The sequence below is a fragment of the Nocardia violaceofusca NBRC 14427 genome, from assembly GCF_963869435.1.
GTDB lineage: Bacteria > Actinomycetota > Actinomycetes > Mycobacteriales > Mycobacteriaceae > Nocardia > Nocardia aobensis.
In genome coordinates this window covers 40,742-67,025 of sequence record NZ_CAWMPM010000012.1, presented here as the reverse complement: position 1 = coordinate 67,025, position 26,284 = coordinate 40,742, and the positions used below count along the sequence as shown (strand labels likewise).

Annotated in this window: 26 protein-coding genes and 1 tRNA gene; 13 read left to right on the top strand and 14 right to left on the bottom strand. The window is 67.6% G+C overall.

The window, feature by feature from the left end; genetic code table 11:
• Nucleotides 1-46 precede the first annotated feature (46 nt).
• Nucleotides 47-1,270: an oxygenase MpaB family protein gene (locus tag AC5592_RS10105; protein WP_036509811.1), complete on the bottom strand. Its 1,224-nt coding sequence runs from the start codon at nucleotides 1,268-1,270 to the stop codon at nucleotides 47-49.
• 135 nt (nucleotides 1,271-1,405) lie between these two features.
• On the opposite strand from AC5592_RS10105, the gene AC5592_RS10100 reads away from it, so the two are divergent.
• On the top strand, nucleotides 1,406-2,110 hold the full coding sequence (locus tag AC5592_RS10100) for a TetR/AcrR family transcriptional regulator (protein ID WP_083871485.1): 705 nt from the start codon (nucleotides 1,406-1,408) through the stop codon (nucleotides 2,108-2,110).
• 578 nt (nucleotides 2,111-2,688) lie between these two features.
• On the opposite strand, the gene AC5592_RS10095 is transcribed toward AC5592_RS10100, so the two are convergent.
• Together AC5592_RS10095 and AC5592_RS10090 are read right to left on the bottom strand one after the other, a co-directional pair.
• Nucleotides 2,689-3,120: a DUF5994 family protein gene (locus AC5592_RS10095; protein WP_063820489.1), complete on the bottom strand. Its 432-nt coding sequence runs from the start codon at nucleotides 3,118-3,120 to the stop codon at nucleotides 2,689-2,691.
• 466 nt (nucleotides 3,121-3,586) lie between these two features.
• The gene (locus AC5592_RS10090; RefSeq protein WP_063064022.1) at nucleotides 3,587-4,477 is read right to left on the bottom strand and encodes a phosphatidylinositol mannoside acyltransferase; all 891 of its coding nucleotides are present in this window, start codon (nucleotides 4,475-4,477) and stop codon (nucleotides 3,587-3,589) included.
• Nucleotides 4,478-4,732: 255 nt separating this feature from the next.
• Between AC5592_RS10090 and AC5592_RS10085 the strand changes: the two genes are divergently transcribed.
• Both AC5592_RS10085 and AC5592_RS10080 read left to right on the top strand, forming a co-directional pair.
• Nucleotides 4,733-5,239, top strand: coding sequence for a DUF5994 family protein (locus AC5592_RS10085; RefSeq protein ID WP_371507174.1), 507 nt, complete (start codon nucleotides 4,733-4,735; stop codon nucleotides 5,237-5,239).
• A complete protein-coding gene (locus AC5592_RS10080; RefSeq protein WP_063023213.1) occupies nucleotides 5,236-5,715 on the top strand; it encodes a DUF5994 family protein in 480 nt (159 codons plus the stop codon). Before AC5592_RS10085 ends, AC5592_RS10080 begins: the two co-directional genes overlap by 4 nt.
• Nucleotides 5,716-5,892: 177 nt before the next feature.
• On the opposite strand, the gene AC5592_RS10075 is transcribed toward AC5592_RS10080, so the two are convergent.
• On the bottom strand, nucleotides 5,893-6,324 hold the full coding sequence (locus AC5592_RS10075) for a DUF5994 family protein (RefSeq protein WP_232329287.1): 432 nt from the start codon (nucleotides 6,322-6,324) through the stop codon (nucleotides 5,893-5,895).
• A 540-nt stretch (nucleotides 6,325-6,864) separates the two neighbouring features.
• Between AC5592_RS10075 and AC5592_RS10070 the strand changes: the two genes are divergently transcribed.
• Nucleotides 6,865-7,467 carry a sigma-70 family RNA polymerase sigma factor gene (locus AC5592_RS10070; protein ID WP_084506528.1) on the top strand — a complete coding sequence of 201 codons (603 nt, stop codon included), beginning with the start codon at nucleotides 6,865-6,867 and terminating at the stop codon, nucleotides 7,465-7,467.
• Nucleotides 7,468-7,474: 7 nt separating this feature from the next.
• On the opposite strand, the gene AC5592_RS10065 is transcribed toward AC5592_RS10070, so the two are convergent.
• On the bottom strand, nucleotides 7,475-8,203 hold the full coding sequence (locus AC5592_RS10065) for a TetR/AcrR family transcriptional regulator C-terminal domain-containing protein (RefSeq protein WP_051025538.1): 729 nt from the start codon (nucleotides 8,201-8,203) through the stop codon (nucleotides 7,475-7,477).
• A gap of 281 nt (nucleotides 8,204-8,484) precedes the next feature.
• On the opposite strand from AC5592_RS10065, the gene AC5592_RS10060 reads away from it, so the two are divergent.
• The 3 genes from AC5592_RS10060 to AC5592_RS10050 all read left to right on the top strand — a co-directional run bounded on the left by AC5592_RS10060 (nucleotide 8,485) and on the right by AC5592_RS10050 (nucleotide 10,034).
• Nucleotides 8,485-8,988: a DUF5994 family protein gene (locus tag AC5592_RS10060; RefSeq protein ID WP_063064019.1), complete on the top strand. Its 504-nt coding sequence runs from the start codon at nucleotides 8,485-8,487 to the stop codon at nucleotides 8,986-8,988.
• Nucleotides 8,989-9,099: 111 nt separating this feature from the next.
• The gene (locus AC5592_RS10055) at nucleotides 9,100-9,462 is read left to right on the top strand and encodes a DUF5994 family protein (protein WP_232329286.1); all 363 of its coding nucleotides are present in this window, start codon (nucleotides 9,100-9,102) and stop codon (nucleotides 9,460-9,462) included.
• A 44-nt stretch (nucleotides 9,463-9,506) separates the two neighbouring features.
• Complete coding sequence (locus AC5592_RS10050; RefSeq protein ID WP_063064017.1) at nucleotides 9,507-10,034, top strand: DUF5994 family protein; 528 nt, start codon at nucleotides 9,507-9,509, stop codon at nucleotides 10,032-10,034.
• A 366-nt stretch (nucleotides 10,035-10,400) separates the two neighbouring features.
• On the opposite strand, the gene AC5592_RS10045 is transcribed toward AC5592_RS10050, so the two are convergent.
• Nucleotides 10,401-10,473 (bottom strand) — tRNA-Ala (locus tag AC5592_RS10045).
• A 125-nt stretch (nucleotides 10,474-10,598) separates the two neighbouring features.
• Here AC5592_RS10045 and AC5592_RS10040 point away from each other — a divergent pair.
• Nucleotides 10,599-12,122 (top strand): DUF222 domain-containing protein, encoded by a 1,524-nt coding sequence (locus AC5592_RS10040; RefSeq protein ID WP_084506526.1) that lies wholly within the window; start codon nucleotides 10,599-10,601, stop codon nucleotides 12,120-12,122.
• Between the two features lie 103 nt (nucleotides 12,123-12,225).
• The gene (locus AC5592_RS10035; protein WP_036509821.1) at nucleotides 12,226-12,411 is read left to right on the top strand and encodes a hypothetical protein; all 186 of its coding nucleotides are present in this window, start codon (nucleotides 12,226-12,228) and stop codon (nucleotides 12,409-12,411) included.
• 88 nt (nucleotides 12,412-12,499) lie between these two features.
• Here AC5592_RS10035 and AC5592_RS10030 read toward each other — a convergent pair whose 3' ends face one another.
• Nucleotides 12,500-13,201: a DsbA family protein gene (locus AC5592_RS10030; RefSeq protein WP_063064177.1), complete on the bottom strand. Its 702-nt coding sequence runs from the start codon at nucleotides 13,199-13,201 to the stop codon at nucleotides 12,500-12,502.
• 111 nt (nucleotides 13,202-13,312) lie between these two features.
• Entirely contained in the window at nucleotides 13,313-13,909 is a 597-nt protein-coding gene (locus AC5592_RS10025) for a TetR/AcrR family transcriptional regulator (protein ID WP_036509825.1), read from the bottom strand.
• A gap of 94 nt (nucleotides 13,910-14,003) precedes the next feature.
• Here AC5592_RS10025 and AC5592_RS10020 point away from each other — a divergent pair, with 94 nt between their 5' ends.
• Together AC5592_RS10020 and AC5592_RS10015 are read left to right on the top strand one after the other, a co-directional pair.
• Nucleotides 14,004-14,831 carry an SDR family oxidoreductase gene (locus AC5592_RS10020; RefSeq protein WP_232329285.1) on the top strand — a complete coding sequence of 276 codons (828 nt, stop codon included), beginning with the start codon at nucleotides 14,004-14,006 and terminating at the stop codon, nucleotides 14,829-14,831.
• A gap of 80 nt (nucleotides 14,832-14,911) precedes the next feature.
• Nucleotides 14,912-15,937: an NAD(P)H-dependent amine dehydrogenase family protein gene (locus AC5592_RS10015; protein WP_063064176.1), complete on the top strand. Its 1,026-nt coding sequence runs from the start codon at nucleotides 14,912-14,914 to the stop codon at nucleotides 15,935-15,937.
• A gap of 97 nt (nucleotides 15,938-16,034) precedes the next feature.
• Here AC5592_RS10015 and AC5592_RS10010 read toward each other — a convergent pair whose 3' ends face one another.
• The 6 genes from AC5592_RS10010 to AC5592_RS09985 form a co-directional block, all read right to left on the bottom strand.
• Nucleotides 16,035-16,742: a DUF8020 domain-containing protein gene (locus AC5592_RS10010; protein WP_063064015.1), complete on the bottom strand. Its 708-nt coding sequence runs from the start codon at nucleotides 16,740-16,742 to the stop codon at nucleotides 16,035-16,037.
• Between the two features lie 250 nt (nucleotides 16,743-16,992).
• Nucleotides 16,993-18,186 (bottom strand): alpha/beta hydrolase family protein, encoded by a 1,194-nt coding sequence (locus AC5592_RS10005; protein ID WP_371507202.1) that lies wholly within the window; start codon nucleotides 18,184-18,186, stop codon nucleotides 16,993-16,995.
• A 104-nt stretch (nucleotides 18,187-18,290) separates the two neighbouring features.
• Nucleotides 18,291-19,505 (bottom strand): MFS transporter, encoded by a 1,215-nt coding sequence (locus AC5592_RS10000; RefSeq protein ID WP_198163800.1) that lies wholly within the window; start codon nucleotides 19,503-19,505, stop codon nucleotides 18,291-18,293.
• A gap of 14 nt (nucleotides 19,506-19,519) precedes the next feature.
• On the bottom strand, nucleotides 19,520-21,175 hold the full coding sequence (gene pgm / locus AC5592_RS09995) for a phosphoglucomutase (alpha-D-glucose-1,6-bisphosphate-dependent) (RefSeq protein ID WP_036509833.1): 1,656 nt from the start codon (nucleotides 21,173-21,175) through the stop codon (nucleotides 19,520-19,522).
• Between the two features lie 47 nt (nucleotides 21,176-21,222).
• On the bottom strand, nucleotides 21,223-21,624 hold the full coding sequence (locus AC5592_RS09990; protein ID WP_083871489.1) for a DUF190 domain-containing protein: 402 nt from the start codon (nucleotides 21,622-21,624) through the stop codon (nucleotides 21,223-21,225).
• Between the two features lie 837 nt (nucleotides 21,625-22,461).
• On the bottom strand, nucleotides 22,462-23,979 hold the full coding sequence (locus AC5592_RS09985) for an MFS transporter (RefSeq protein ID WP_084506524.1): 1,518 nt from the start codon (nucleotides 23,977-23,979) through the stop codon (nucleotides 22,462-22,464).
• Nucleotides 23,980-24,108: 129 nt separating this feature from the next.
• On the opposite strand from AC5592_RS09985, the gene AC5592_RS09980 reads away from it, so the two are divergent.
• Both AC5592_RS09980 and AC5592_RS09975 read left to right on the top strand, forming a co-directional pair.
• Nucleotides 24,109-24,783 (top strand): TetR/AcrR family transcriptional regulator, encoded by a 675-nt coding sequence (locus tag AC5592_RS09980; RefSeq protein ID WP_036509835.1) that lies wholly within the window; start codon nucleotides 24,109-24,111, stop codon nucleotides 24,781-24,783.
• A gap of 150 nt (nucleotides 24,784-24,933) precedes the next feature.
• The gene (locus AC5592_RS09975) at nucleotides 24,934-26,232 is read left to right on the top strand and encodes a D-arabinono-1,4-lactone oxidase (RefSeq protein ID WP_036509837.1); all 1,299 of its coding nucleotides are present in this window, start codon (nucleotides 24,934-24,936) and stop codon (nucleotides 26,230-26,232) included.
• Nucleotides 26,233-26,284: the final 52 nt, after the last annotated feature.

Below are 26,284 nucleotides of genomic sequence, written 5' to 3'. Positions count from 1 at the left end.
TTCTACCTTCGCCTCTGATACCGCTGTCGCCCGCGAAGTCGGCGAATCACCGGTTGGTCTGCGGGATTTCGATGCTCAGCGGCATCCGCAGTTCGGCCATGTACCACAGCACGAACTGCCGCAGGAATTCGTCGAACAACCAGGTCGCGTCGGCGGTCGGCGGGATCACGCCCATCACGCCCTCGCGCACCGCGACGAACGGTCCCCAGCTGAACTTCAGCAACGGATCCCACACCGGCTCGCGCGCGATCCGCAGATCATCGGCGATCTTGTCGCCCAGGATGAATCGGGTGAACGCGCCCAGAATGGGCTTGCTGAGCAGTGTCAGATCGAGGTCGAAGCCCAGGTCCATGAGGTTGTGCGCGAGCTCGATACCTTCCGGCGTCGCCTCGATGATCGGATCCAGTTGCTGCTTGGCCTGGGCGTCGGCCTGCTCCCACGTCGCGGGAATGTATTCGTCGCGAATGCCGAGGAAGTGGCCGGCCAGCTGCCACGTGTGCAGGTAGCCCTCCGCTTCGGCCACCGGGATCTGCACATTCCAGGTCCGGAAGGTCCGCATGATGGTCGTGGCGAGGCTGTGCCAGGTGACCATCTTGTCGTCCTGGCTGATCGGGGTGTGCTCGGACGGCCAATGCGGCGACCGGGGCAGCAGATGCCGGACCGCGGCATGGATGATGCGGGTCTTGACGCAGGTCACGATCATTTCGCCGCCCGGCTGATAGGCGTTGACCGTGCCGATGTCGTAACCGAATTTCGCGGTTTTGGCGATGCGGTCCTTCAGGTGCGAACCGCCCCGGGAGTAGTAGACCGCGCGCGCCTCGTGCGGGATGACGTTCGCCATCATGCCGCTGGCGAAGGCGTAGAGCACGCCCAGATACGTTCCACGCTTCTTGTTGAATTCGAAGCCGGCTGCCATCTTGGCCTCGTCCGCCCACGACGGCAGCTGCCGTGCGTACTCCATGAAGTCGCGCATATTCTGCGGCAACCCGGCCGGAATGGGCTGCTCGTTGCGCACCCAGGTCCGGAGCAGATTGTTGATCCGCGGAATGTCCTCGTGGTCCATGACGTCGGCGATCACCGGATCCGCCTCCGGATCCCACACGGTCAGCGGGTCGGCCCCGCCGCCGCTGCCGACCACGGAACCGCTCGGCGACCATGTCCACGGCTCCGCCCGCGCGGTCCGCGCGCCGAGTGCCAGCGCGCCCGCAGCGCCGATCAAACCACTGCCTGCTCGCAGGGCATCGCGCCTGCTGAGACCCAGTCCGTCCATGCTATTGTCCCTCTTCATTGAGAAGCAGATACAGAGATACAAACTCTGTTTCTGAGTATCTTGATGAGACCACACCGTGGCCGCGATCACAAGAAGTTGTCAGGATTTTCGAAACGAAGCGCGTGAGAGGACACCGTGAAGCTGGGATCACCGCCCTCGAAGGGTTCAGGAAACGGCACGTCACCACTCGAACGCGCGTACACCGACGCGGTCGACCGCGTCGACGAGGGTGACGACATCCGCTCCCGCATACTCGACGCGGCGGTCGAACAGTTCGGCGCCCTCGGCGTCCGCCGCTCGACCATGGACGATGTGGCCCGGCGGGCCAATGTCTCCCGCATCACCGTGTACCGCCGTTTCGCGACGAAGGACGCCCTGGTCGAACAGGTGATCGTGCGCGAATACCGGCGCTATTTCGACCAGTTCCTGATCGACATCCGGCACGCGCGCACGGCAGCCGACCGGGTCGTCCTGGGTTTCGTCAGCTCGTTGAAGGTGATCCGCAAGAACCCGATCATCGGCGGCCTGCTCGCCGCCGAACCCGACATGCTCGTCGGATCCATGATCGGCGATCAGGGCCATACGGTCGCCATGGTGCGCCGGTTCGTGGCCGACCAACTCCGCCGCGAGCAGCGCGCCGGCCATGTCGCCCAGGAGGTCGACGTCGATCTGGTGGCCGAGTTGATGGTCCGGATCTCCGCCTCCTATCTGGCGGTCCCCAGCCAGGTCATCGACCTCGACGACGACGATCAGGTAGCGGCCCTCGCCCGGCAGTATCTCGTTCCGATGCTCGAGCCGCCCCTCGACCCCGGCGCGGATGCGCCCGCTACTGGGCGCTGATCCCCGCGGATCCGAGATCGAGCTGGTTGAGCAGATTCTGAATCAGGACATAGGGGTTCATCGTCGAAGCCTCCGTCTCCACGGTGAGCGGGCGGCTGCCGCGAGCGGTGCGGGCCCCACGGTCGGGCCCGCCTCTTGGCAGCTCAGAATATTGATTAACATACATAACTAAGCCCAGGGCTGTCTACACTTTCGACGAAGAATGGCGAGCAACTTAGTCGCGGTGCGGAAGCCATGGGTGGGCAGCCGAGAGCCGGTCTGGCACAGCAGGTGAGCGGCCGTCATCGCGCGCCCGGCGAACCGGCCGAGCAACCGATGCGCGACCGCGGAATCAGGGGCGACATCAACGACACATAGAGAGAGGGGCATCGCAGGGCGAGAACGGAACCGACCGATGCCCCGAAGGATCCAACCTCGGAAACGACTGTGGGCCTAACGCTCCACAACCCGAACACTATGACCGTCGAGGGGCCGGCGATTCGGATGAGGCCAGTAGGCGTTCGACAAGTTGAAACAGGGCGCGACGGCGATGGGCATACGCCTCGTCGGCCGGCACGGTGAGAGGATGTGGTGCGCTGTCAGCGATCGTGATCGACCCGCTTCCCTGCACCCGGTACCGCTGCCAGCGCCGCGTTGGCCGCGGTACCGTCGGTGGTGGAGGGGATAACCCGCAGTATGACGACGATGCCGTGCGCGCTGCATACGTGCATCGTGTTGAAAAGCTCGAAAGGATAGGGGTCCAAGTGGGTTCGATGACTGCCGAGCTGCAGGTGCCGAGCAGAGGGTGACCATCCGGTCGGGTCGTAGACGACCTGTCGCACCAGTCCGAGGCGCGGCCGGAGGGCGGTGAGCAGTCCTGGAAGTTCGGCGGCCAGGTCTTGTGTGCGGGGCCACCAGACACCGTCGATGTGGCCGGTGCCATCGCGGCGCGGACGCAATCGCAATCGTGGTGTACAGAGCGGTGGGCGACGAGGCGGTGCGGGATGCAAGGTTGCCGATGGCTGCGCCATGAGACGCTCCTGTCACAGCCCGCCAGGGCCGGAATCCGAATCGGAGACGACGCGACCTCGACTGGTCGACATGCGGGATGCCTCCGGATACGGTCCAGCCTACTCGCTGACATCTGCCGGACGACCTGCGCGAATGGAATCGAGGGATGGCGCATGCCGCATCGCCTGTCGGATTCCGCGCTTATGTTGATCATCATCGGTGAACTGGGTCGGCTCGGCTGGCAAGGCCCTGATCGTCGCCCGGCCCGCCGGGCCGCACCGCGCTGGGGGGACACCCACCAGCCGACCGCGTTCCTCACCTCTCGGGTCGATACAACTGGTTCGCGCCATATATACCCGGATACCGTGCGGGAGCGAATCTGCAGATATGCGAGTTCGAGGCCCACACCGAGTGTCTCGACGACGGCCGGCACACGCTGCATCAATTGCGGCATTCCCGGCTGCGGAGCCGGATCAGTGGTGCGGATTACTGCGCGCGCTCACGGGCACGATGGTCGGTGGTCCACACCGGTTGCAGCATGTGCCAGTCGGCCGGGTGCGCGGCGATACCGGCGGCGAACCGGTCGGCCAGGGCTTGGGTCGTGGCCTGCACACCATCGGTGGTGTCGATCGGCGCGCCGACGTGGAAACCCCAGCCGTCGGGGGTGAACCAGCAGTGCACCGGGAGCAAGGGTGCATCGGTGTCGATCGCCAGCCGAGCCGGGCCGGCCGGCATGCAGGCCGGTTCACCGAAGAAGGTGACCGGCACACCCGCGCCGGTCAGGTCGCGTTCACCGAGCAGCCCGACGATCCGCCCGTGCCGCAGCCGCGCGGTCAGCTGCGCGAACGGCGGTGCGGCGCCGCCGGTGAGAGGGACGATCTCGAATCCGAGGCTTTCCCGGAATCGGACGAAGCGGTGGAACAGCGATTCCGGTTGCAGCCGCTCGGCGACGACGGTCGGTGTGCCGACCCGCTGGACCAGCCACACTCCCGCCAGGTCCCAGTTGCCGCTGTGCGGTAACGCCAGCACGGCCCCGCGCCCGTGCCCGACCGCCTGGTGGATGTGTTCGAGCCCGGTGGCCGCCGAGTCGATGGTCGCGGCGAGCCGCACCGGATCCATCGACGGCAGCCGGAACGCTTCACACCAGTAGCGAGCGTAGGAGCGTAGGCTCGCGCGCACGAGATCGTCGGGCACCTGCGCCGCGGTGGTGGACAGCACCCGGGCCAGATTTCGCCGCAGCTGAATCGGACCACCACCGCGAGCAGCGCGATCGGCCGCGACCTCGAACGATCGCATCGCCCACTGCTGCGGCAGGGCCCGCACCAGCCGCCAGCCGGCCGCATACCCGAGATCCCAGGCTCGGTCCTTCGTGGTCATCGGCCACCACCGGCCGATAACGTCACAGTTCTCGTAGCCGCGGCCGTCGGGAGGCATGCAGCAGCCGGCAGCACGCCGAGCCCGAAAGTGATGATCATGACGGCCTCCAACGCCGGTCGGGTGCGGGCCTTATGAGTCGGAGATACCCCATCCGACGGGACGACACCCCGCGGAGGAAGTTACCTGCGATGCTTCGAACGTCGGCTTGTGCGTACGCGCGCTATCGGCCCGGTGGGCGCCGCGGGCGTGGGTAGGATGGAAGATGCCGGGGGCTTTTCGTACGAAACCACCCGTGATCTCGTCGTCGCCCGGCCAATGAACAGGGCCCGCCACGCGGCCCCGGTCAGGAGCGTCGTGATGACGCGACAACACGAGCCGATCCCGCAGGACCGCTCGCCACGCTTTACCCTCCACAGCCGACCGGTATCACGCCGGTTACCGACACCGCGAGCACCGCGCCCGGGTTCGGTGGATGGGGCCCGGTGGCCCCGCACGACCGACTTGGTCGCCGAACTGTCCGATCTGGAGGCGCTGGGCCGGCGGGCAGGCAGCATCGACCGAATCATGTACAGCATGGACGCCTGGCAGCCGGCACCGAGGCGCGCGATGATCGGCGGACGATCGGTTCGCCTGGACGGATACCGGCACCTGCCCGCCCACACACTCTGTGTCCTGAGACCGGACCCGACGGACCCGGCAGACCGCGGCACACGCAGCCCATCCTGCGCCCGATCCGCGTCCCGTGTGGGAGGCCTGATATGACACAGAACCCACCGCAGGACAGCGGCGGTGCCGCCGCCGACCGCGGCCCGGGCCGATTCCGGGCCGGCGCCGACGGTGGGCAACCATTCGACAAACCGACCCGCACACCGCGGCTGCTGCTGCGCGAGGGTGACGAGGAATCCGGCGGCGTAGACGGCGCATGGTGGCCCAGAACCGACAACCTCACCACCGAACTGCACGACCTGGTCACCGCCCTCACCGCGCGACTGGGCGCGACCGCCCGGATCAGCTTCGACTGGAATGCGCTGAGCCTGTCCCAACGTCGCATCGACGCGCCCGACGGGATCGAGGTCACCGGCCCGCTTCCGGACCAGCCACCCCAAGTGATGTATGTCTTCGGCCCACACGATCGGCACCTTCGATTGCTGGTGATCAATCCCGCCACCCCCGCAGACCAGGCACACGCGCAGATGCGCAGGGCCGTAAGCGCCGGCGCCGACAAGCCGGAATCATGAACTACCCCGGGTGGCGACATTGCCGGCCACCGTGCCATGCCGCTGCCCGCCGCTGTCCGATGGTTTCTCGATCGGGACCCCTGTATCTCCGCGGCACCGACATGGACGGCTCGGTCGTCGCGCCTCGTCGCGGCATATTCGTGACGGAACGTGGTCGCGATTCAGGGTTCGCGGCCGTCACTGCCGGGCAGCGTCGTTCCGAGCGGTTCGCCCGGCCGCCGCGAGTACCGATGTCGCGAGGGCAGGATCGGTGCTCTCCGGGATGGCTCGCAACACGATCACGGTGCCGTTGGTCGCGCACAGATACATGATGCCGAACAACTCGAACGGGTACCGGTCCAGTCGCACAGCGCGTCCCGCGACGATGGGATGCCGGTCGGTGGTCGACCAGGTGCGCGGATCGTAGACGATGCGCCATATCTGTTCTGCTCGCGGCCGAACTGCGGCAATCAGATCGGGCAGCTCGGCTGTCAGATTGCTCGATCGTGGCCACCAAGTCGCATCGATATAGCCGCTCGCGTCAGAATCCGGGCGCGGACGGAATCGAGGGGGGTCGGTGAGCGTTCGATCACGGACGGACACAGACGCGCTCAGTGATGGTGGCGTCATGGGACGCTCCTGCCGCGGCCTCCGCGAAGACCGGATATCGCATTCGGGGGACGTCGCTACCTCTGCTGGTCAGCGCACGTGATGCCGCCGAATGCCTCGACTCTACACGCAGCGCTCGGCGCAAGTCCGCTCCCGCAGACCCGTCCCCCTGTTATCCGCCCCGGGCGTGGCAGCGAGCGCCTTTCGGCGAGTGCGGGCCTGCGGATCGGCACAATTCACCGGATGGTGCGGGCGATCCGGTTCCGGCGGCCGCTCGCATAAATTCTCGGTAGCCAGACATCGAAATCAGCGGCGAACCGGTGTCGGTCCGGTAACGACGCCCCTCACGCTGCTAACACCCGGCATCCTTGAGCGATGGTGTAGGTGTCGCCGATCCGACGACGCAGTCCGGCCGCTTCTGCCGACCCGGACGTGGACCCTCGATACGCGTCGGGGCGAATTTCAGCGGTGCGCGGCGCCAGTATCAGCTCGGCGGTTCGGCCAGGTGGCACGCACCTTCGCCGCCCGGCATCACCTATTTCGCGAGACGAACGGTGTGCGATGAAGGACGAGCTCCGTCCCCGTGACGGTACTTCGACGACCAACTCTGCAAGTTTGACTACCTTGCTGCAAGAGACCGCGAACGGCAACACCGATTCCTTCGCCGCGTTCTATCGATCGACCAGACCTCGGTTGCTCGCCAGACTGACCTTCATCCTGCACAGTCCGGTTCTGGCCGAGGAAGTCAGCCAGGAAATATATCTTCACATCTGGATCGCGGCCGGGGACTACGATGCCGACCGCGGAAGTCCGATGGCATGGCTGATGATGTTCGCGCATCGTCGCGCTGTCGACCAGGTGCGCTCGGAGCAAGCGCTGGCCGACCGCGAACGCGCTTTCGGCCGCAGACAGTTCTCACCCGACCATGACGTGGTCTACGACGAGGTCGGCCAGCGCCTCGAACAACGCGCCGTCGCCGGGGAAGTGTGCAAACTTCGCAGCCGCCAGCGCGAAGCCATCGAGCTGGCCTTCTACGGTGACCGCACCTACGCTCAGGTCGCCATCGACCTCGACATCCCGCTACCGACCGCCAAAGCGCGGATCCGCGCCGGACTGAAAACCCTCGGCCGCCGCCTGTCATCAAGCTCGCACGACCTTCCGTGAAAGGCGGTCATCCTTCCTCCGCCCCGCGGGCAGCGGCATCGCGTGTGGCGGGATCCGCGCGGGGATGTGACAGTGTGGCCGTGAGGCCGGCCAGCAGGATGTCGAGTCCACGTTCCAATTCGGCGCGGCCGTCGTAATCGGCCAGCAGCGGGGCGAGTCGGCGTAGCAACGGGAATTCTGTGACCGGCAACCGATGCAGACCGAGACGCAGCACTTCGTCGGTCTCTTCCGGGCGTTCCACCAATTCTTGGAGCTCATTGAGCACATGGCCGTAGAGGAAGCCGAACAATGCACGATAGATGTGCAGAGCATCGGCTCCGGAGAAACCGGCACGGGTCAGCAATGCCAGTACGTCCTCGAGCGGCCGTACCACCGCTGGGGAACGTTGCCCGAGCGGTGTCGCCAGCGGCCGCGTCACCAGCAACGGCACCACCCGGGGATGCGCCAGCGCCAGGGCACGGAAATCGCGAGCGACCTTCCGTAGCCCGCCGGCCCAGTCCGGGTCGGCGCTGTCCACTCGCAGCTGCGCGAAGACGATCTCGGCGACACCGTCGAGCACCGCCGCCTTGTTCGGTACATGCCGGTAGATAACCATCGGGTCCCGGCCCACCGCCTCGGCCAAGCGGCGCATCGACAATCCCTCGACGCCGTCACTGTCGATGATCGCCAGCGCCGCCGCGAGTACTCCCACGCGGGTGACCCGACCGGCGCCACGACCATTCGCGGCACGACCCATGCGGGCACCACCTGTCGGATCTTGGACCTCCGATGACGTTTCGTTCATGACGCGGGCTCATTTCCTCCGATGCCGACAACCGTAGATATAAACTGTATACCTACAGCGTTGACATTGTCTCGACATGGGCGTCTACTGGAGTAGTCACTCCCATTCGAGCGTCGGCACCCGCGTCCCTCTTCTTTCGGCGAGTCGGCAGCCACGGATTCGGGCACAGGCAACAGTCGACATGCCGATCATTGCCACCACATCCCGCCTCGACGAGTAAGGACCGGTCCATCATGACCATCGCTCACACAATCGCAACGAAGACCAAGGCTTTTCCGGAAGCAATTCGCCGCTACCTCGATCCCCTACCGGAACGCGCCTCCCCCGCCCCGGCTCCCCTCTCGACCGGCCCGCCCGAAGCCGCGGTGACCCACCACCCACCGCGACTGAGCCTGAAGCCGAAAAATCGTCACTCGGACTACATCGACGGTGCGTGGTGGCCCGAGTCCACCGACCTCGCTACCGAACTCCCGGATCTCCTGGCTGTCTTGACGATTCGGCTGGGTCCGGTCGATCGGATCGTCTACGACCCGGACGGCTGGTCACCCCCACCCCGGCAGATGACGGTCGGAAGTCGTTCGATCAGCCTCGAGCCCTATCCGTTCCACTTGCGCAACACGATGTATGTCGTCGGCGCCGACACCGCCGTCATGGTGCTCCGCGTGATCCTTCCATCCACCGACGCCCGCGCCGCCCACTCCCAATTGGTGGCCGCCGGCACTCCACGGGAGGGATAGATCATGCCCCGCCTCCATACACGACGTCCGATCGTCAACCACTTCGAGACGGACACGTCCGCCTCGGACGAGCGACAGCCCTTCCGCACACCCACACGCACACCCCGTCTGATGCTCCGCGAACGCGGTGCCGTCCCCGGAAACGTCGACGGCGCCTGGTGGCCGTGGACCCCGAATCTCACGTCGGAACTGCACGACCTGATCAGCGCCGTCACCCCACGCCTCGGGACCACGATGCGCGTCGGATTCGAATGGAACGCAACAAGTCTCGCCCAACGACGCATCGGTACCGACGACCACATTCGCATACAGGGCCGCAGCGACGACCAACCGCCCGAGGTCATGCATCTCTACGGAGCGCACAACACCGCACTCGCACTGCTCGTCATCCCCGCCGCCACCGCGCCCGAGGTCGCCCGGGAACGCATGCGGCTTGCCGCGGCCGGCCATCTCGGCCCACCACCCGGACCGTGACACCCGCAACGGACCGATACCCGCTCGAGACAGGAGCGTCGACCATGACACCGGACAATGTTCACCCGAACAGGGAGAACTCGGGCTCGGTCGGGGAATTGGTACCGCGGCTGCGGCTGAAACCGGACTCGGCGAAGACCGGCTACGTCGACGGAGCGTGGTGGCCGCGCAGCGACGACCTCGCTGTCGAGTTGCCCGCGCTGCTGGCGAGCGTGTCGGGCCGGCTCGGACCCGTCCGCCGGATCACCTATCGCCTCGGTGAGTGGGCGAACGCGCCCAGCGATCTGGTCGTCGAAGGGCTGGCCATCCGCCTCGAAGGCCACCGCAACGGGACCGTCAACACGATCGAAATGCTGGGCACCCGCGACCGTCGACTGGTCATCCTGGTCGTCCCGCCCTACACCGACGACGATCGGGCCCTCGCCGCGATGAACGCCGCCGCCACCACCGGCGACGCGTCAACCGTGGACGAACTGTTGATGATCACCCCGCGAGAACGGCGCAACCGCACCGCACAAGCGGACGCGGTGCGGCGATGGCGAACCGGCGACCCGAATCCGCACGACCGATGAAAAATCGCAGCGGGCGCGTGCCCGCCGCGCCGACTCGTCGCGGGCTCGTCAACCGGCACACACACTGGGCCGGTCGAACGCGTCGGCTACTCGTTTGAACCGACGCGTTCTCGATCGCTGCATATTCCCGGGAAGATGCGGTGACCTGCCCAGCCCATACCCGAACGGAAGCGACCCAAACCGACTGTCCCTCGTCGAGGGCCTGCTGCCGCAACCCGCGCACAGGCACATCGACCCCAGCGAAGCATCCGCAGTGATCGCCGGCTTCGTCGTACTCATCTTCGGCGATCAACTAGCGCAACGAGTTCGCGCGATGCCACATAACAGCGAATCCGCAGGTCAGTGACCTGCGGATTCGCTGTGAAGTGGAGCTAAGGGGACTCGAACCCCTGACCCCCACACTGCCAGTGTGGTGCGCTACCAGCTGCGCCATAGCCCCAGATTTTCGCACCCCGGGGGTGTTCCCCGCGTGCTTGAAAGAAGTTACACCACCTGAGTTCGGCGCACCAAATCGCCTGCATACAGGGGTGGTGGAACACACGTTCGAACGATAGACTCGAACACATGTTCGATGGCAGAGAGCTTCAGGCGATGAGCGACGAGGGGCTGGTCGATGCGCTGCGACGGGCACATGGGGCGGCGGCATTCGCACAGGCGGCGGAGGTGCGGGCGGTGCGCGAGTTGTATCGGCGGCATCGCGCCGGCAACGCCGCGCCCGGACCGGGCGGGGTGCGGGCGGGAGAGTTCGCCGCGGCGGAAGTCTCGACGGCGGTGCAGGTTTCCGAGCAAGTCGCGGCCGCGCTGATCGATATCGGGCTGGCACTGGACGCGCTGCCGCATACGCGGGAGGCGTTCGGATCCGGCCGCATCGATCTGTCGCGGGTGCAGGTGATCGTCGACAATGCGCGCGGACTGTCCAGCGATCTGCTGGCCGATCTCGAAGTCCCGCTCGTCGAGGCCGCCGCACGAACCACACCGGCCCGGCTACGGCAGACCGCGCGGCGCTGGTTGAGCCGACTCGACGGCCCGGGTGAGCAGCGGCGGCGCGAACAGCGTGAGGACTGTCGCGATATCCGCCTGACCGCGGTCCAGGACGGCGCCGCGGTCGTGGCGGGTCTTCTGCCCGCGGACGGGGCAGAAACGGTCGCGATGCGACTGCGGGACATGGCATACGAGGTGTGCCCCGAGGACCCGCGCACCATGCCGCAACGCCGCGCGGACGCGCTCGTCGCCCTCGCCGAGGGGGCGCAGCGGCTCGACTGTGCCTGTGGACGCGGAAAGCGCTGTACCGCAACAGTTTCCGAGAACCTCGCGTCGGATGCGCTACGCACGGCCGGACGTGCCAGGACTCGCCGCCCGCTGATCCAGGTCGGCGTCAGCGCCGAAGCTCTGAGCGGGGAGAGCGAGGAACCCGCCTATCTGGCGGGCTACGGGCCGATCGACGCCGAGCTTGCGCGGCGGATCGCCGAGCGGGGCGAATCGGTCTCCGTGGCCGAATCCGCCGTGCGAATCGACGGCCTGTGCGCATTCCCGGGCTGCGTAATGCCCGCCGCGACAACAGACTTGCCCGTACCGGAGGGGAGCACGGGCAATACCGACGGGAGTCGGCCCGGTGGTGCCGCCGGCAGCCAGAAGAATCGGGATGTCGCGCCCGGAACGGAATCGCCGATCGGGAAATCCGCATACGCCCGCGGCAACGGCCGTACAGCAGCGGGGGCATCCCACGCGAGTTCGCTGAGCGGACAACGGTTTACGTTGTGTTCCCATCATTCCCGCTTGGCGCTGCTCACCGTGCAGCACAGGACCCGGTGGGAGGTGCGCCGGCTCGATGCGGACCGGGTGCGGTGGACGAGTCCGACCGGCGACGTGCACACCACGGTCGACGAGGTGGCTCGCTACCTGTTCCCGCATCGGGATACCGGGACGCCGATGGTCGGCTCGGGCCCGGTATCCACATCCGTTGCGGCATGGCCTGTTTCGACGCTCGACCCGGCATACCCGATCGGGGATCACGCCCTGGTGCATCGACGCCTCGCGGAGGGCACACCGGAGGACTGTCTCCTGGCCGGTGAAAGTTACCGGCGCTGAACATCTTTCGCACCACAACTGCACACACGAGTGATCGGAGGACACCGCGAACACCATGACTTGCCAGGATCGTCCACCCGCGCCGACCGTTATCGACGCCGGTGTGGAACGGGAACGGATCGCCGCGCTCGAGAAGTTGCGGCTCCGGCTGGAATCCGAACTCGACCGCACGGCCGCGGGCACCGGTTATGCCGCCATGGCAGGGCAATTGCGTGACACCGTGAACGCGATCGCGGACGCGCGCAATCGCATCTATGAGGTGCTACTCGGCGACGACGAGATCTGTTGAACGCCGGTACTACGACTCCGGCCCGGGCGGTTGGGGATACCGTCCGGGCCGGGACCTCGACAAGCGCGACAGTGCCGCGCGGAGGTGATCAGCTCACCAGCTTGGTGACCCAATCCGAATTCTCCACGTCGACGTTCTTGCCGCCGTCGAGCACAGTGGGGGTCTGCACCTGGCCGACCGCGTCCTTCAAGGCCGCGAGCGACGACTGGGCGTGGTTACGGGCCGAGTCCACCCGGTCCCCCTTGGCGATGCAGGATTGCACGTCGGCGGGCGCACCGGAATCCTTGGCGATCGCGGCCAATTGATCGTTGGTCAGATTGCCGCCGTCTTCGCTGGGCTGCTTCGTGGTGAACAGCGCCATGTGGAATTTCGAAAACACCGGGCCGTCACCGGCATCGGCCACACATTCGCCGGCGGCCACCGCGCGGGTGGAATAGTCCTTACTGCTCGACTTGGGATCCAGGAAGTTCACGAACCGGTAGCGCACCGCGAGCTTCCCCTGGTCTATCGCTTTGGCGATCTGCTGTCCGTAGTAATGCTCGAGCGCCCCGCAGGACGGGCACATCGGATCCTCGAACATATCGATCGTCTTCGCCGCGGCGGTCTTACCGAGCACGATCGCGCCGTCGGAATCCAGTAGCGCCTGCACGGCGGGATCGTGCGCGGCGCCGTAGCCGTCCTCCTGCACCGTCAGACCATGGTCGCTGTTCCAGCGCACGACGAGCACCACGATCACCGCGACGACGACCAGAGCCACCGCGCCCAGCGCATACGTGGTGCGGTTCGACATCGGTCGCGGTGTGTATTTCGAATCCGAGGAATTCACGGCGTCCACTCTGCCAAAACCGGTCCCTCGCCGGAATCCGGCCGTCCGATTTCCCGGCAACCGGATATCGCCGGCCTACGCCCGCGGTTCCTCCGCCTCGCCTGCGGGCACACCGACCAGTCCGTAGAGGACCAATTCCTCGAGCGAGCGGGCGAACCCCTCCGTATCGTCGATATCCCGGATACACATGGCGAACAGCGCGGCGCCGGCGATCATATCCAGCACGGTGTCCGAATCGACCCCGCCGCGGACGGCCCCGGAATCCAGATATCGCGCTAGTTCGCGCCGGGTCGGCGTATCAAGCCGTGCCGAAAGTTTCTGATACAGACCGGAATCCGCACGCATCTCGGTCATCAGCCCGGGCATCGCCTCGCGCGCGGGCCGCGCCCCGAAGAGCTGGATCGTGCCCCGGATCACCGTGCGGATCTCTTCGACCAGATCGGTCGCCACCTCTTCGCCGCCGACGTCCGGAAAGACCGCTCGCGCGATCAGATGCGCCTTCGACGGCCAGCGCCGGTAGATCGCGGGCCGGCTCACCCCGGCGCGGGTGGCGATCGCATCGATCGACACGGCGGCATAGCCCCGTTCCACCAGCAGCTCGCGGGCAGCCTCGAGGATCGCTCGATCCACCTCCGGATCGCGATGCGGCCCGAGTCGATGGCGAGCGTTCACGACACAACCGTCCTTGTCAGCGCGAGCATCAGTCGTTACAGTCTGTCACATCTGAGTCGTTACATTCTGTAACTGCTGAATTCGAGGAGACGTCGTGTCCACTACCGACCAGCCGATCGCCGCCACGGATACCTATCGGCCACTCCCCCTGCTCGAGGGCAAGGTCGTCGTACTGTCGGGTGTGGGCCCGGGTCTCGGCCGCGCACTGGGCGCCGAGGCCGCCCGGATGGGCGCGGATCTGGTGCTGGTCAGCCGCACCGAGCGCCGGCTGGAGAAGATGGCCGAGGTGGTGCGGTCCCACGGCCGCAAGGCGCTGGTGGTGCCCACCGACATCACCGACGAAGAGCAGCGCAGTGCGCTGGTCGAGCGGGCCCTCGCCGAATTCGGCCGAGTCGACTGCCTGATCAACAACGCCTTCGCCATCCCGCCGATGGAACCGATCACCGGGATCGAGCTGGACGCGCTGCGCACCGCGAACGAGACGAATGTCTTCGCGCCGCTGCGGCTTTCGACACTGTTCGCCGATGCGCTGGCCGCCACGCGCGGCTCGATCATCATGCTGAATTCCTGTGTGAGCTTCGATTCCGAGCCGATCTACGCCGGGTACAAACTGTCGAAGGGCACACTCGCCCATCTCGCCTCGTCGCTGGCCACCGAACTGGGCCCGCGCGGCATCCGGGTCAACAGCGTCGCGCCCTCCTACATCTACGAGGACGTGAACAAGGCCTACTTCGACTGGCTCGCCGCCCAGGACGGCGTCACCCACGAGGAGATCTACCGGCGCAAGGCCGAACCCACCGACCTCAAACGCCTCGCCGCCCCGGAGGAGGTGGCCCGCGCCGCCCTGTTCCTCGCCAGCGACCTCGCCTCCGCCGTCACGGGACAGATTCTCACCGTCGACTGCGGCGAATACCACAACTGAAATAATCACGGCTGCAAGGAGTTCCGGTGACCGACGCGAAGAAGCGAATCGTCCTATGGGGTACCGGAGTGGTGGGCTCGATGGTGCTCGCCGAGATCATCCGCCATCCGGTCTTCGAACTGGTGGGCGTCGGTGTCAGCAACCCGGACAAGGTCGGGCGTGACGCCGGACTGCTGTGCGGCGGCGGCGAAACCGGTATCCGCGCCACGGATTCGGTGGCGGAACTGATCGCGCTGCGCCCCGACGCGGTGGTGCACTACGGGCCGACCGCACAGTTCGCCGACGAGAACATCCGGGTCATCGGGTCGTTCCTGCGGGCGGGGATCGACGTGTGCTCGACCGCGATGACACCGTGGGTGTGGCCGGAGATGGCGCAGACACCCGCCGCCTGGCGCAATCCGATCACCGAGGCGTGCGCCGCTGGTGGCGCGTCCTGCTTCACCACCGGTATCGATCCGGGCTTCGCCAACGACCTGTTCCCGATGACACTGCTGGGCCTGTGCGGGGAGGTGGAGTCGGTGCGCGCCTCGGAGCTGCTCGACTACACCTCCTACGAGGGCGATTACGAAGTCGAGATGGGCATCGGGCGGCCGCCGGAATTCCAGGCCATGCTGGAGATCCCCGAGCTGCTGATCATGGCGTGGGGCGCCACCGTGCCGATGATCGCGACGGCCGTCGGCATCGAACTCGACACCATCACGACCACGTGGGAGAAATGGGTGACTCCCGTGGATCGGCCGTCCGCGAAGGGTGTCGTCGCGGCCGGCGACGTCGCCGCCATCCGGTTCACGATCAACGGGATCTACCGCGGCCGCGAGGTCATCACGCTCGAGCACGTCAACCGCATCGGCACCGACGCGGCTCCCGACTGGCCCGCCGGCACGAAGGACGATGTGTACCGGGTCGACATCGTCGGCTCGCCGTCCATCTCGCAGGAAACCTCCTTCCGGTTCACCGACGGATCGGGGCGCACCCCCGCGGTGGCCGGATGTCTCGCCACCGGGATGCGGGCCCTGAATGCCGTGCCCGCGGTCAACGCCCTGCCGCCCGGTTGGGTGACACCGCTGGACCTGCCCCTCGTCCCCGGCGTCGGCACCATTCGCTGAGATACCGGAAGGCGCTTTCCCGCAGCGTCTTTCGGGGGCAGCTCCGAATTCGCGCCGCAGGCCGAGTAGGCCGGCGACGCGAACTCGCAGCCTGTGCTCACTTCGCCGGCTGCCCCTTCGGGACGAACGGCTCGTTGATTGTGGTGAAGTACTGAATCACCGAGGCGACGGCCACCGGGGCCGCGACCAGCAAGGCGCCCGCGAAGGCGCCGATCCCCGCACCCACGGCGATCCCGGCCAGACAGCCCGCCAGGGGCCCCGCACCGAACAGCGCCGCGAGAATGCCGGTGACGACGGCGCCGACCAGCGCTCCGCCGACACATCCGGCGATACCGCCGATCGCGGTGCCGACCGCGGCGCCACCCGCGGCGGCGGTCGTAATCTGTAGCGCGGCACGGGAAAACGCCGCCTGCTCTCGCTCGTAGCGGGTACGCCACGGCGCCTCGTCCTCGAACGGCAGCGCGACCGGAGTGAGGGTGGCGGTGTGGTCACGAATCGATGCCTCGACCGGATAGGCGACGTCGTCGATACGAATCGTCAGCGGGATCCCCGCCAGCACCGCACCGGCGGCGGATCTTATCCGGAAGATCCCGTCCGAGACGTCCATCGAACCCGAATCGGTGGTGATCACCGCTGCGGCACCGGTATTCACGGCCCGGTAGTGCACGGCGCCGTCCGTGGCAGCACTGTTCGGTGCCGGCGCCGCGGTATCCGGCAGGGCAGGGTCGGCCGCGGCGTACGCGGACGAGGCGGTGACGGTCGCGATGGCGAGCGTGGTGGCGGCGACCCAGCGTTGAACCCTCATCGGTTCTCCTCTCGAAAATCACCGTGGCACTGCACAATTGCAGACATGGCCGACGGTGATACGCAAACAACATGCCTGTGGAACATGTCACAGCGTGGCGCGTGCAGGGAGCGGCCTCTCGTTCAGCGGGACACGGGCGGTGAACCGGGAATCCGCGCCGGATCACCGGCTGTCGGCACACTTCGGTCAGCGCACGACGAATCGCCGCCGACACGGGCCGGCGGCGAGACACTCTGTATCGCAGTGAGTTTCAGTGACCGCAGGAGGTGGCGGTCGGCTCGCCCGCCATCACCCGCGCCACGAAATCCTGAGCGTCGGCCAGTGACGCGGGCACACTGCCGCGATGATCCTGGCCGTCGTAGACCCGGTAGTCGATGCGAACTCCCCTGCCGCACAGCGTTTTCACCAGAGCGTCGGTACCCGGTTTCGCGACGGCGGCATCGGCCGTGCCCTGGGCGATCATCGTCGGCACGGTCGGGGTCACGCGGCTGGGGTCCTGCTCGTCCAGATAGCGGGTCAGCGGTCCGACGTCCGCGTTCGGCGCGAAGACCTGCGCCGGCGGCACCGGTGGCACCGCGCGGATCTGGGCGAGGCAGCCGGTCCGCGCGGCGGTGAGCAGCGGCGCGGCCTGCGGCGTCACCAACGCGTCCGGATCGATGGCCGGTTCGGCGGCGTGCGCGCCCAGCAGAATCACCGGCAGGAAAGCTTCGGCCCCTTCGGCGCCGGGGCGATTCGATCGCAGGTAGTCGACGGTCCCGCTCAGCCCCACCCCACCGGGCGCGATCGACACCGCACCCTTCAGCTCCAGTTCAGGCGCCCGCGCGGCCCCGGCCTGCGCGGTGAACAATGCCGCCTGCCCGCCCTGACTGTGCCCGGCGACGACCCAGCGCTTCCCGATCGTGGGATCCAGCGCCCGGGCCGCGCGCACGATGTCGACGACCGTATCGGCCTCGCTCGCGCCGTTGATGTACGGATGCCCGCCGGGAGTGCCGAGCCCTTCGTAATCGGTCTGAACCACGGCATAGCCCTTGGCGACCCAGCTGCCGAGGATCCGGTTCACCGGTCCCAGGTAGTCGTGATCCGGACCGTCCGCGGTGTCGGCGGAGGGCGCGCAGGTGTCGGCGTAGCCGGTGGTCCCGTGGGCCCAGCTCAGCACCGGCCAGCCGTCCTTCGGCGGTGCTCCCGCAGGCACCGCGACGGTGCCCGACACCACGATCGGCTGCCCGTGCGCATCGTCGGAGACATAGGTGATCAGGCGCGTGCTCGCCGCACCGGACAGGGCGGCGGCACTCGTCAGCGGCCGCGCGGTCAGCAACTGTCCCGCGCGCAGGGTGGCGGGATCGGTCTCCGAGGCGCCGGAGCAGGCGACGGCCGCCAAGCCCACTGCCAGGACACCGACGCCGATCCGAGCCGATTTCCGTATTCGACGAGCCGGCACGGTGATCTCCGTTCTGTGGATCCAGTAGGTCGGCCACAGGGTAGGGCGGTCTCGGCGATCGAAGGCCGATGCTCCCGCCAGGTAGGACCGCGCGGCCGACGTCGCGGCACTCAGTCGGCGGACGCGGTGACCAGATGCCTCCGCAGCGGCTCGCGCACCACCGTCCATCCGGCCGCGGCCACCACCAGCAGCGCACCGGTCACCGTGAGCGCGAATCTGAACGACACCCGCTGCGCCAGCCACCCGATGGCGATCGGCCCCACGACGGTGCCCAGATCGGCGGCCATCTGATAACCGGCCAGCACCGGGCCACCGCGCGCCCGCAGGCCGATCACATCGGCGACCGCAGCCTGCTGCGCGGGTGTGTACATTCCGGAGCCGAGACCGGCCACGAACGAGGCCCCCAGCAGCCACACCACATTCGGCGCGAGCCCCAGCGCGATCGTGCCCGTCGCGCACACCAGGGTGCCGGCGATCAGGAAGGGTCTGCGCCCCCATTGGTCCGACAAGCGGCCGGAGGCGAACAGCACCGCGGCATTCCCCGAGGCGAAGACCGTCAACGCCACCCCCGCGACTCCCGGCGACTCGCCGAGAACCTCCACAACCAGCAGCGGAACCAGCGCCATCCGCACGCCGAACACCGCCGCGCCGTTGGCGAAGTTGGACCACAGCACGGCCCGGTACACCGGATCGGCCAGTGCGCGACCGAAACTCACCACCGGCATCGGCTCGGCGCCCACCGGTTCGGCCAGATGCGAACCGCGCAGCTTCCAGAACACCACGCCACTCGCCGCCAGCAGGGCCACCGCGTAGATCGCGAACGGCGCACGCAGCCCCAGCCCGCTCAGCGCACCACCGAGCAGCGGACCGGCCAGCGAGCCGATCAGGAAACTGGTGGACCACAACCCGGACACCCGCCCCCGCTCACCGGGCGGCGACAGCCGGATGACCAGTCCCAGCGAGGAGACCGTGAACATGGTCGATCCGATCCCGCCCAGCGAACGCAGCACGATCAGCTGCCAATAGGTCTGTGCCAGCGCACACGCGCCGGTGGACAGGGCCACGACCAGCAGACCCGTGAGATACAGCGCGCGCTCACCGAACCGCTGCACCAGCCGCCCGCTCACCGGCGCGAACAGCAGGCGCATCAGCGCGAAACTGCTCACGATCGCCGAGGCGGCCGCGACATCGACGCCGAAGCTGCGGGCGAACTGCGGCAACGCCGGTGCGACCAGCCCGAATCCGAGCGCGATGATGAATGCCGCGCCGATCAGCACCCAGGTCTCGGCGGGCAGCCGGGAACCGGCACCGTGACTGTCGTTCACCACATGCCCGCGAATCAGTCGACCGCGGACTCCTCGATGCCGAGTGCGCGTCCGACCACTTCCTCCGCGGCCGCCTGCACCTGCGCCAGATGTTCGGGTCCCTCGAACGATTCGGCGTAGATCTTGTACTTGTCCTCGGTGCCCGACGGGCGGGCCGCGAACCACGCGTTCTCGGTGGTGACCTTGACCCCGCCCAGCGCCGCGCCGTTGCCGCGGGCGCGGGTCTGCACCGACAGCACCGATTCCCCGGCGATGTCGGTGGTGGTGATGTCGTCCGGTGTCAGTGCGGCCAGCCGCCGCTTCTGCTCGGCATTCGCGACGGCATCGATGCGCGCGTAAGCCGGTGTGCCGTAACGCTTTTCGAGTTCGGCGTAGCGCGCCGACGGACTCTGGCCGGTGACCGCGGTGATCTCGGCGGCCAGCAGCGCCAGCAGGATGCCGTCCTTGTCCGTGGTCCACACCGTGCCGTCGTGGCGCAGGAACGAGGCCCCGGCGCTCTCCTCACCGCCGAAAGCCAGGGAACCGCTGAACAATCCGGGGACGAACCATTTGAAGCCGACCGGCACCTCGTGGGTCTGCCGGCCCAGCACGCCGACCACGCGATCGATCATCGAGGAGGTCACCGCGGTCTTGCCGATCTTGGTCAGCGCGTCCCATCCCATCCGGTTGGCGACCAGATATTCGATGGCGACCGCCAGGAAGTGGTTGGGATTCATCAATCCCGCATCGGGTGTCACGATGCCGTGCCGGTCGGCGTCGGCGTCGTTGCCGGTGGAGATGTCGTAGTCGTCGCGGATCGCCACCAGCGAGGCCATCGCATAGCGCGAGGACGGATCCATCCGGATCTTGCCGTCGCTGTCGAGAGTCATGAACCGCCAAGTGGGGTCGACGAACGGATTGACCACCTCGAGTTCGAGGTCGTAGCGCTGGCCGATCTCCTCCCAGTAGTCGACGCTGGCGCCGCCCATCGGGTCCGCGCCCAACCGGATTCCGGCGCCGCGCACCGCGTCCAGATTCAACACGTTGGGCAGATCGGCGATGTATTGGTCGAGATAGTCGTAGCGCTGCACACCGGTGGCCAGCGCATGCTGCAGCGTGGTGCGTTTGATTCCGGCCAGCCCGCCACGCAGCAGTTCGTTGGCGCGCTCGGCGATGGCGTCGGTCGCGACCGTATCGGCCGGCCCGCCGTGCGGCGGGTTGTATTTGAAACCGCCGTCGCGGGGCGGATTGTGCGACGGCGTGACCACGATGCCGTCGGCCTGATGGCGGGTGCCGCCCCGATTGTGGCGCAGCACCGCGTGACTGAGCGCCGGGGTCGGCGTATAACGCCCGCGGCTGTCGATCACGGCGGTCACATCGTTGGCGGCCAGCACCTCCAGCGCGGTGGTCCACGCCGGTTCCGAGAGCGCGTGGGTGTCGCGAGCCAGATACACCGGGCCGGTGATGCCGCGGGTGGCGCGATACTCCACGATCGCCTGGGTGATGGCGAGGATGTGGGCCTCGTTGAACGCGCAATCGAGGCTCGAACCGCGATGGCCGGACGTGCCGAAGACCACCTGCTGGGCGGGTTCGGCGGGATCGGGGATGCGGCTGTAGTACGCCGTCACCAGATGCGGCAGATCCTCGAGATCGCTGGCCCGCGCCGGTCGGCCGGCTCGATCGTGGGCCATGCTCGGGCCTCCCTTCCTCGGCGCCTGCGCCCGGCTCGTCATCACAATCACGGCGACACCCCGCCCGACTGCCACACCTGGACCGCGGACAGGGTCACGGTCCCGGATTCGAAGAGTTCGGCGTTGGCCACCACGAAATCGCGCAGCAGCTGCGAATCGTCGATGATCATCACCATCACGGGCAGGTTCTCGGCGAGATCCAGCATGCGGCTGGTGTGGATGCGCGAGGAGACGCCGTAGCCCTCCATACCGCGCCAGACGCTGGCCCCGGCCAGGCCGCTGTCGCGCGCCCGCCGCACGATCTCGTGATAGCGGGGCCGATGCTTGTAGTGGTCGTCCTCACCGAGCAGCACCGTCAAGCGGGCCGCGGACCGCCAGCGTGGATCCGGCTGCCACGCATCGGCTTCGGTGACGATCTGCATCGCGGACTCGTCCGGTGCTTCACTCATCGCCAACCCCCTGTCGTCGTGCCGTACCAGTTGTCCGTTCTGCCGCGCCGCGCGCTGTCACCACCACCGCCCACCGATCCGAGCGGCGGACCCACCACACCCGATCCGTGCAGTCTAGAGCGTCGTCCGATCGGGCGGAGCAGCGGTCGCATATGCCACAGAGAGCTGTCCAGACTAACGGATTCGCTTGCGACGAGCAAAAACTCGTCCGGGCCACGCTCGGCCCCTCCGGCGTGACCACCACCGCGGCGCCGGTTCGCGAACCCACCTGGTGCACCTCCCTGCCCGACCGAATGTGTGAAGACATGCTAACTGTCAGCGATCGCGCCGCGGCCCGGCATCCGGGTCGCGCGGGCCCGCCACATCGACTGCGCGGCCCCGACCGGGCGATGTCCGGGCGACGGATTCGGCCTGCCCTGTTCGGCTCCCATCCGCGATCCGCCGGACCGCGCATGACTCGGCAGCCCCCGTCCCGAACCGCTTCACCAGCGCCGCCCTGCCGCTAGCCGTCGGTTTGCTCTCCGGCGGCACGGAGAGGAGTAACCGAATCCGCACCGGTCACTGCCCGGACGGGTGCCGGCGCATCGCGGCCCCGTCCACGGCAGTAGCCACCGAACGACGCTCGGGCGCGTCCCTCGTGTCGCCGCGGCCGGCCGGTGGCTCCGGCGACGAGACGACGCGGCCCGTGCCGTACGCACTCGGGACAGCGGCGGACCCGTTCGCGGACTTCACCCAGCGCGACCCGCACCGAGAGACGACGGTGCCCCGGACTCGTCGAGTCCGGGGCACCTATCCGATTGTCACGCAGGGTGATTCACCCTGTGGCCGCGGTCGTGCTCAGTGCGCCAGCACCGGCTCGCCCTCGGCCGGGGCCGGTGCGGTGCTGGGCATCAGCACCGCCGCGGCGACCGCGCCGACCACGAAAATCGCTGTCGCCCACCAGAAGCTGGTGGTGTAGCTCTTGATCAGCGATTCGGCGACCGCGAGCTGGGTGGGCTGGCGGCCGGACAGGTAGTTCGCCGCCGCCGAGGACGCGATGGTGCTCAGCAACGCGGTACCGATCGAGCCACCGACCTGCTGGCTGGTGTTCACCATCGCCGAGGCCACACCGGCGTCCTCGTGGTGCACACCGGCGGTCGACCCCTGGAAGGCGGTCGACATGGCGCCACCGAGACCCAGGCCCAGCAGGATCAACGCCGGGAGGATGTGCGAGGCGTAGCCGGTGTCCAGTCCGATCCGGGTCAGCCACGCCATCCCGGCGGCCGCGATCAGGAAGCCGGCGGCGACGGTGATCTTCGGTCCGATCCTGGGCAGCAGCAGCGAGGGCACCGTGGTCGAGGAGGCGATCATCGCCGCGATCATCGGCAGGAACGCGACGCCGGTCATGATCGGCGAGTACTTCAGCGTCAGCTGCATGTAGTAGGTCAGGAACAGGAAGATCGCGAACATCCCGATACCCATGACGAAGACCGTCATGTAGGAACCGGCCCGGGTGCGGTCGAGCAGGATCCGCAGCGGCAGCAGCGGGTGCTCGACGCGGGTCTGGAGCCACGCGAACACGCCCAGCAGCACCGCACCGCCGATGAGGAAGGTCAGGGTGAGCCCGTTGGACCAGCCGTGCGATTCCGCGTGCGAGAAGCCGTAGACGATGCCGAACAGGGCGGCACTGACCGTGATCGTGCCCGGGATGTCGAGCTTGGGCCGGTGCTCGGCGGTGTGCTTGGCCAGCAGCAGCACGGCGCCGACCAGCGCGACGGCGGCGAAGATCAGGTTGACGTACATCACCCAGCGCCACGAGGCCCATTCGGTGAGCGCGCCACCGAGCAGCAGGCCGAGCGCGCCACCGGTACCGGCGACGGCACCGAAGATGCCGAAGGCCTTGGCCCGCTCCGACGGTTCGGTGAAGGTCACCGTCAGCAGCGACAACGCGGCGGGCGCGAGGAGAGCGCCGAACACACCCTGGGCGACACGAGCCACCACGAGCATTTCGAAGCCGTTGGCCGCGCCACCGACCGCGGAGGCGACCGCGAAGCCGACCAGTCCGATGATGAAGGTGGTGCGTCTGCCGAACAGATCGCTCAGCCGGCCGCCCAGCAGCAGGAGGCTGCCGAAGGCCAGGGCATAACCGGTGACCACCCACTGGCGGTCGGCGTTGGAGAAGCCGAGGTCCAATTGGGCCTCGGGAAGTGCGATATTCACCACGGTCGCGTCCAGCACGACCATCAGCTGGGCGACGCCGAGCACGGCGAGCACCCACCAGCGCATTGCGTGCGAGCCACGGCGGCCCGCGGAGCCGGACGAATGCCTCGACGGCAGGTCCGACCGGCTCTTTTCGAGATCGATCGCGGAAGTCATGGGGTTCCTTGTCCGACGGCGGTTGAGGTGGAAGTTGAAGTGGAGGAGTCGCCTCCGCTTGCATGGAAAGCTATCACGATAACGGAGAGAGCGCCTCCGGTTAATCCCCGAACTTGGTAATATCGCAGTGTGAATCACGCCACGGCCGCTCCCGCTCCCCGGCGCCTGCGCGCCGATGCCGCCCGCAACCACGCGCGGATCCTCAGAGCGGCCAGAGACCTGTTCGCCGATCGTGGCCTGGAGGTGACCCTCGACGACGTCGCGGAGGCGGCCGGCGTGGGCGTGGGCACGGTCTACCGGCGCTTCGCGAACAAGCAGGAGCTCATCGGCGAGGTCTTCGACCAGACCGTCACCGATATGGCCGAGGCGACCGAGGCCGCCTATGCCGATCCCGACACCTGGCACGGACTGACCGTGCTGTTCGAGTGGTGCTGCGAACATATGGCCAGCAACCGCGGCTTCGGTGAGGTGATGCTCGAGCTGCCCGACGCCATGGAGCGCTTCGTCTCGGTTCGCGAACGGATCAAGCCGATGGTCACCAGGTTGTTCGACAAGGCCGCCGCCGAGGGCGTCCTGCGGCCCGGGATCGCCGCGTCGGACTTCTTCGCGATGATCAACATGGTGGAGGCGATCGCAAGCTTCGCCAAGCCGGTGAATCCCGAGGTCTGGCGCCGCTACATGGCCATCGTCCTGGACGGCGTGCGCGGCGACTGCATCCCGCGGCAACAGCTGACGGTTCCGCCCCTGAACGACGACGACGTCGATCAAGCGAAGGAAGCCGTATTCGCCTGCCGCAGAAGGTAATTCCCTGCCCGGCACCGTGCACCCGCCAACGTTACCGAGCGATCACCCCGCAACGTAAGTACCGCGTCCCGATCGCGGACGTGTGATCGGACACGTTCGCGCTCGAACGAGGGCTGGCGCACAGTTCGGCCATGTTCTAAAGTTGGACGCATGACCAATTCGTGGGTGAACTGGGCCGGCGATCAACGGTGCGCGCCGGCCACCTACGCCGCTCCGCGCACACGTGACGACGTCGCCGAACTTCTGGCCCGGGCCGAGGCCGAGGGCCATACCGTGCGCGTGGCCGGAGCCGGGCATTCGTTCACCGACACCGTGCTCACCGACGGCACCCTGTTGCAGCTCTCGCAGCTGAACCGGATTCTGCAGGTCGACCGCGCCACGGGCCTGGCGCGCGTGGAGGCGGGTGCGACGCTGAACGAGCTGAGTACCGCCCTGCACCCGCTCGGCCTGGCCTTCCCCAACCTCGGCGACATCGATGTGCAGTCGATCGCCGGCGCGACCGCGACCGCCACCCACGGCACCGGCGCGGCGCTGCAGAACATTTCCGCCGCACTGCATTCGGTGGAACTGATGCTCGCCGACGGGAGCGTGATCGAACTCGACGAACGCAGCGACCCCGACGGCTGGCGCGCGGCACGGGTGAACCTCGGCGCACTCGGTGTGGTGACCGCGGTGACGCTGCAGCTGGTGCCGTCGTTCGTCCTCGAGGGAGTCGAGCGGCCCGTTCCGGTCGAGGAGGTGCTGACCGATCTGGACGAATTCGTCGACGGCAACGAACATTTCGAGTTCTACATGTTCGCGCACAGCCCACTGGCGATGACCAAGCGCAACAACCGCGTCCAGCTCGCCGAACAGCCCCGCGCCAAGGCCGTGGACTGGTTCGCCGACATCCTGATGTCCAACCACACCTTCGACGCGCTGTGCCGCCTCGCCCGCCGGCAACCGAGCCTGATCCCGTGGATCCACCGCGGCGCGGCCTATGCCGGCAGCTACCGCCGCCAGATCGACCGCTCCTACCGAGTCTTCGCCTCCCCCAGGCTGTTTCGCTTCACCGAGATGGAATACGCCATCCCGCGCGAATACGCCGTCGACGCCATTCGCGAGATCAAAGCCGTTGGGCAGCACTTCGATTCGCCGATGCCGACCGAGGTGCGATTCGTGGCGCCCGACGACGCGTTCCTTTCCCCCGCCGGAGGTCGCGACACCTGCTACATCGCCGTGCACCAATACCGCGGCATGGACTACGAACCGTATTTCCGTGCCTGCGAAGCGATTTTCGATCGCTACCACGGCCGGCCGCACTGGGGTAAGCGCCACTTCCAGACCGCGGAAACACTGCGCGGGCGCTATCCGGAGTGGGATCGCTTCCAGGATGTGCGACGGCGGCTGGATCCGAAGGGCCGCTTCGCCAACGCTTATGTCGAGCGGGTGCTCGGTCCCCTCGACTGAACGGACCGCCTCGTCCGGCTCCGGGAAACGTTGGCGGCGAGGCTGTTTCGCC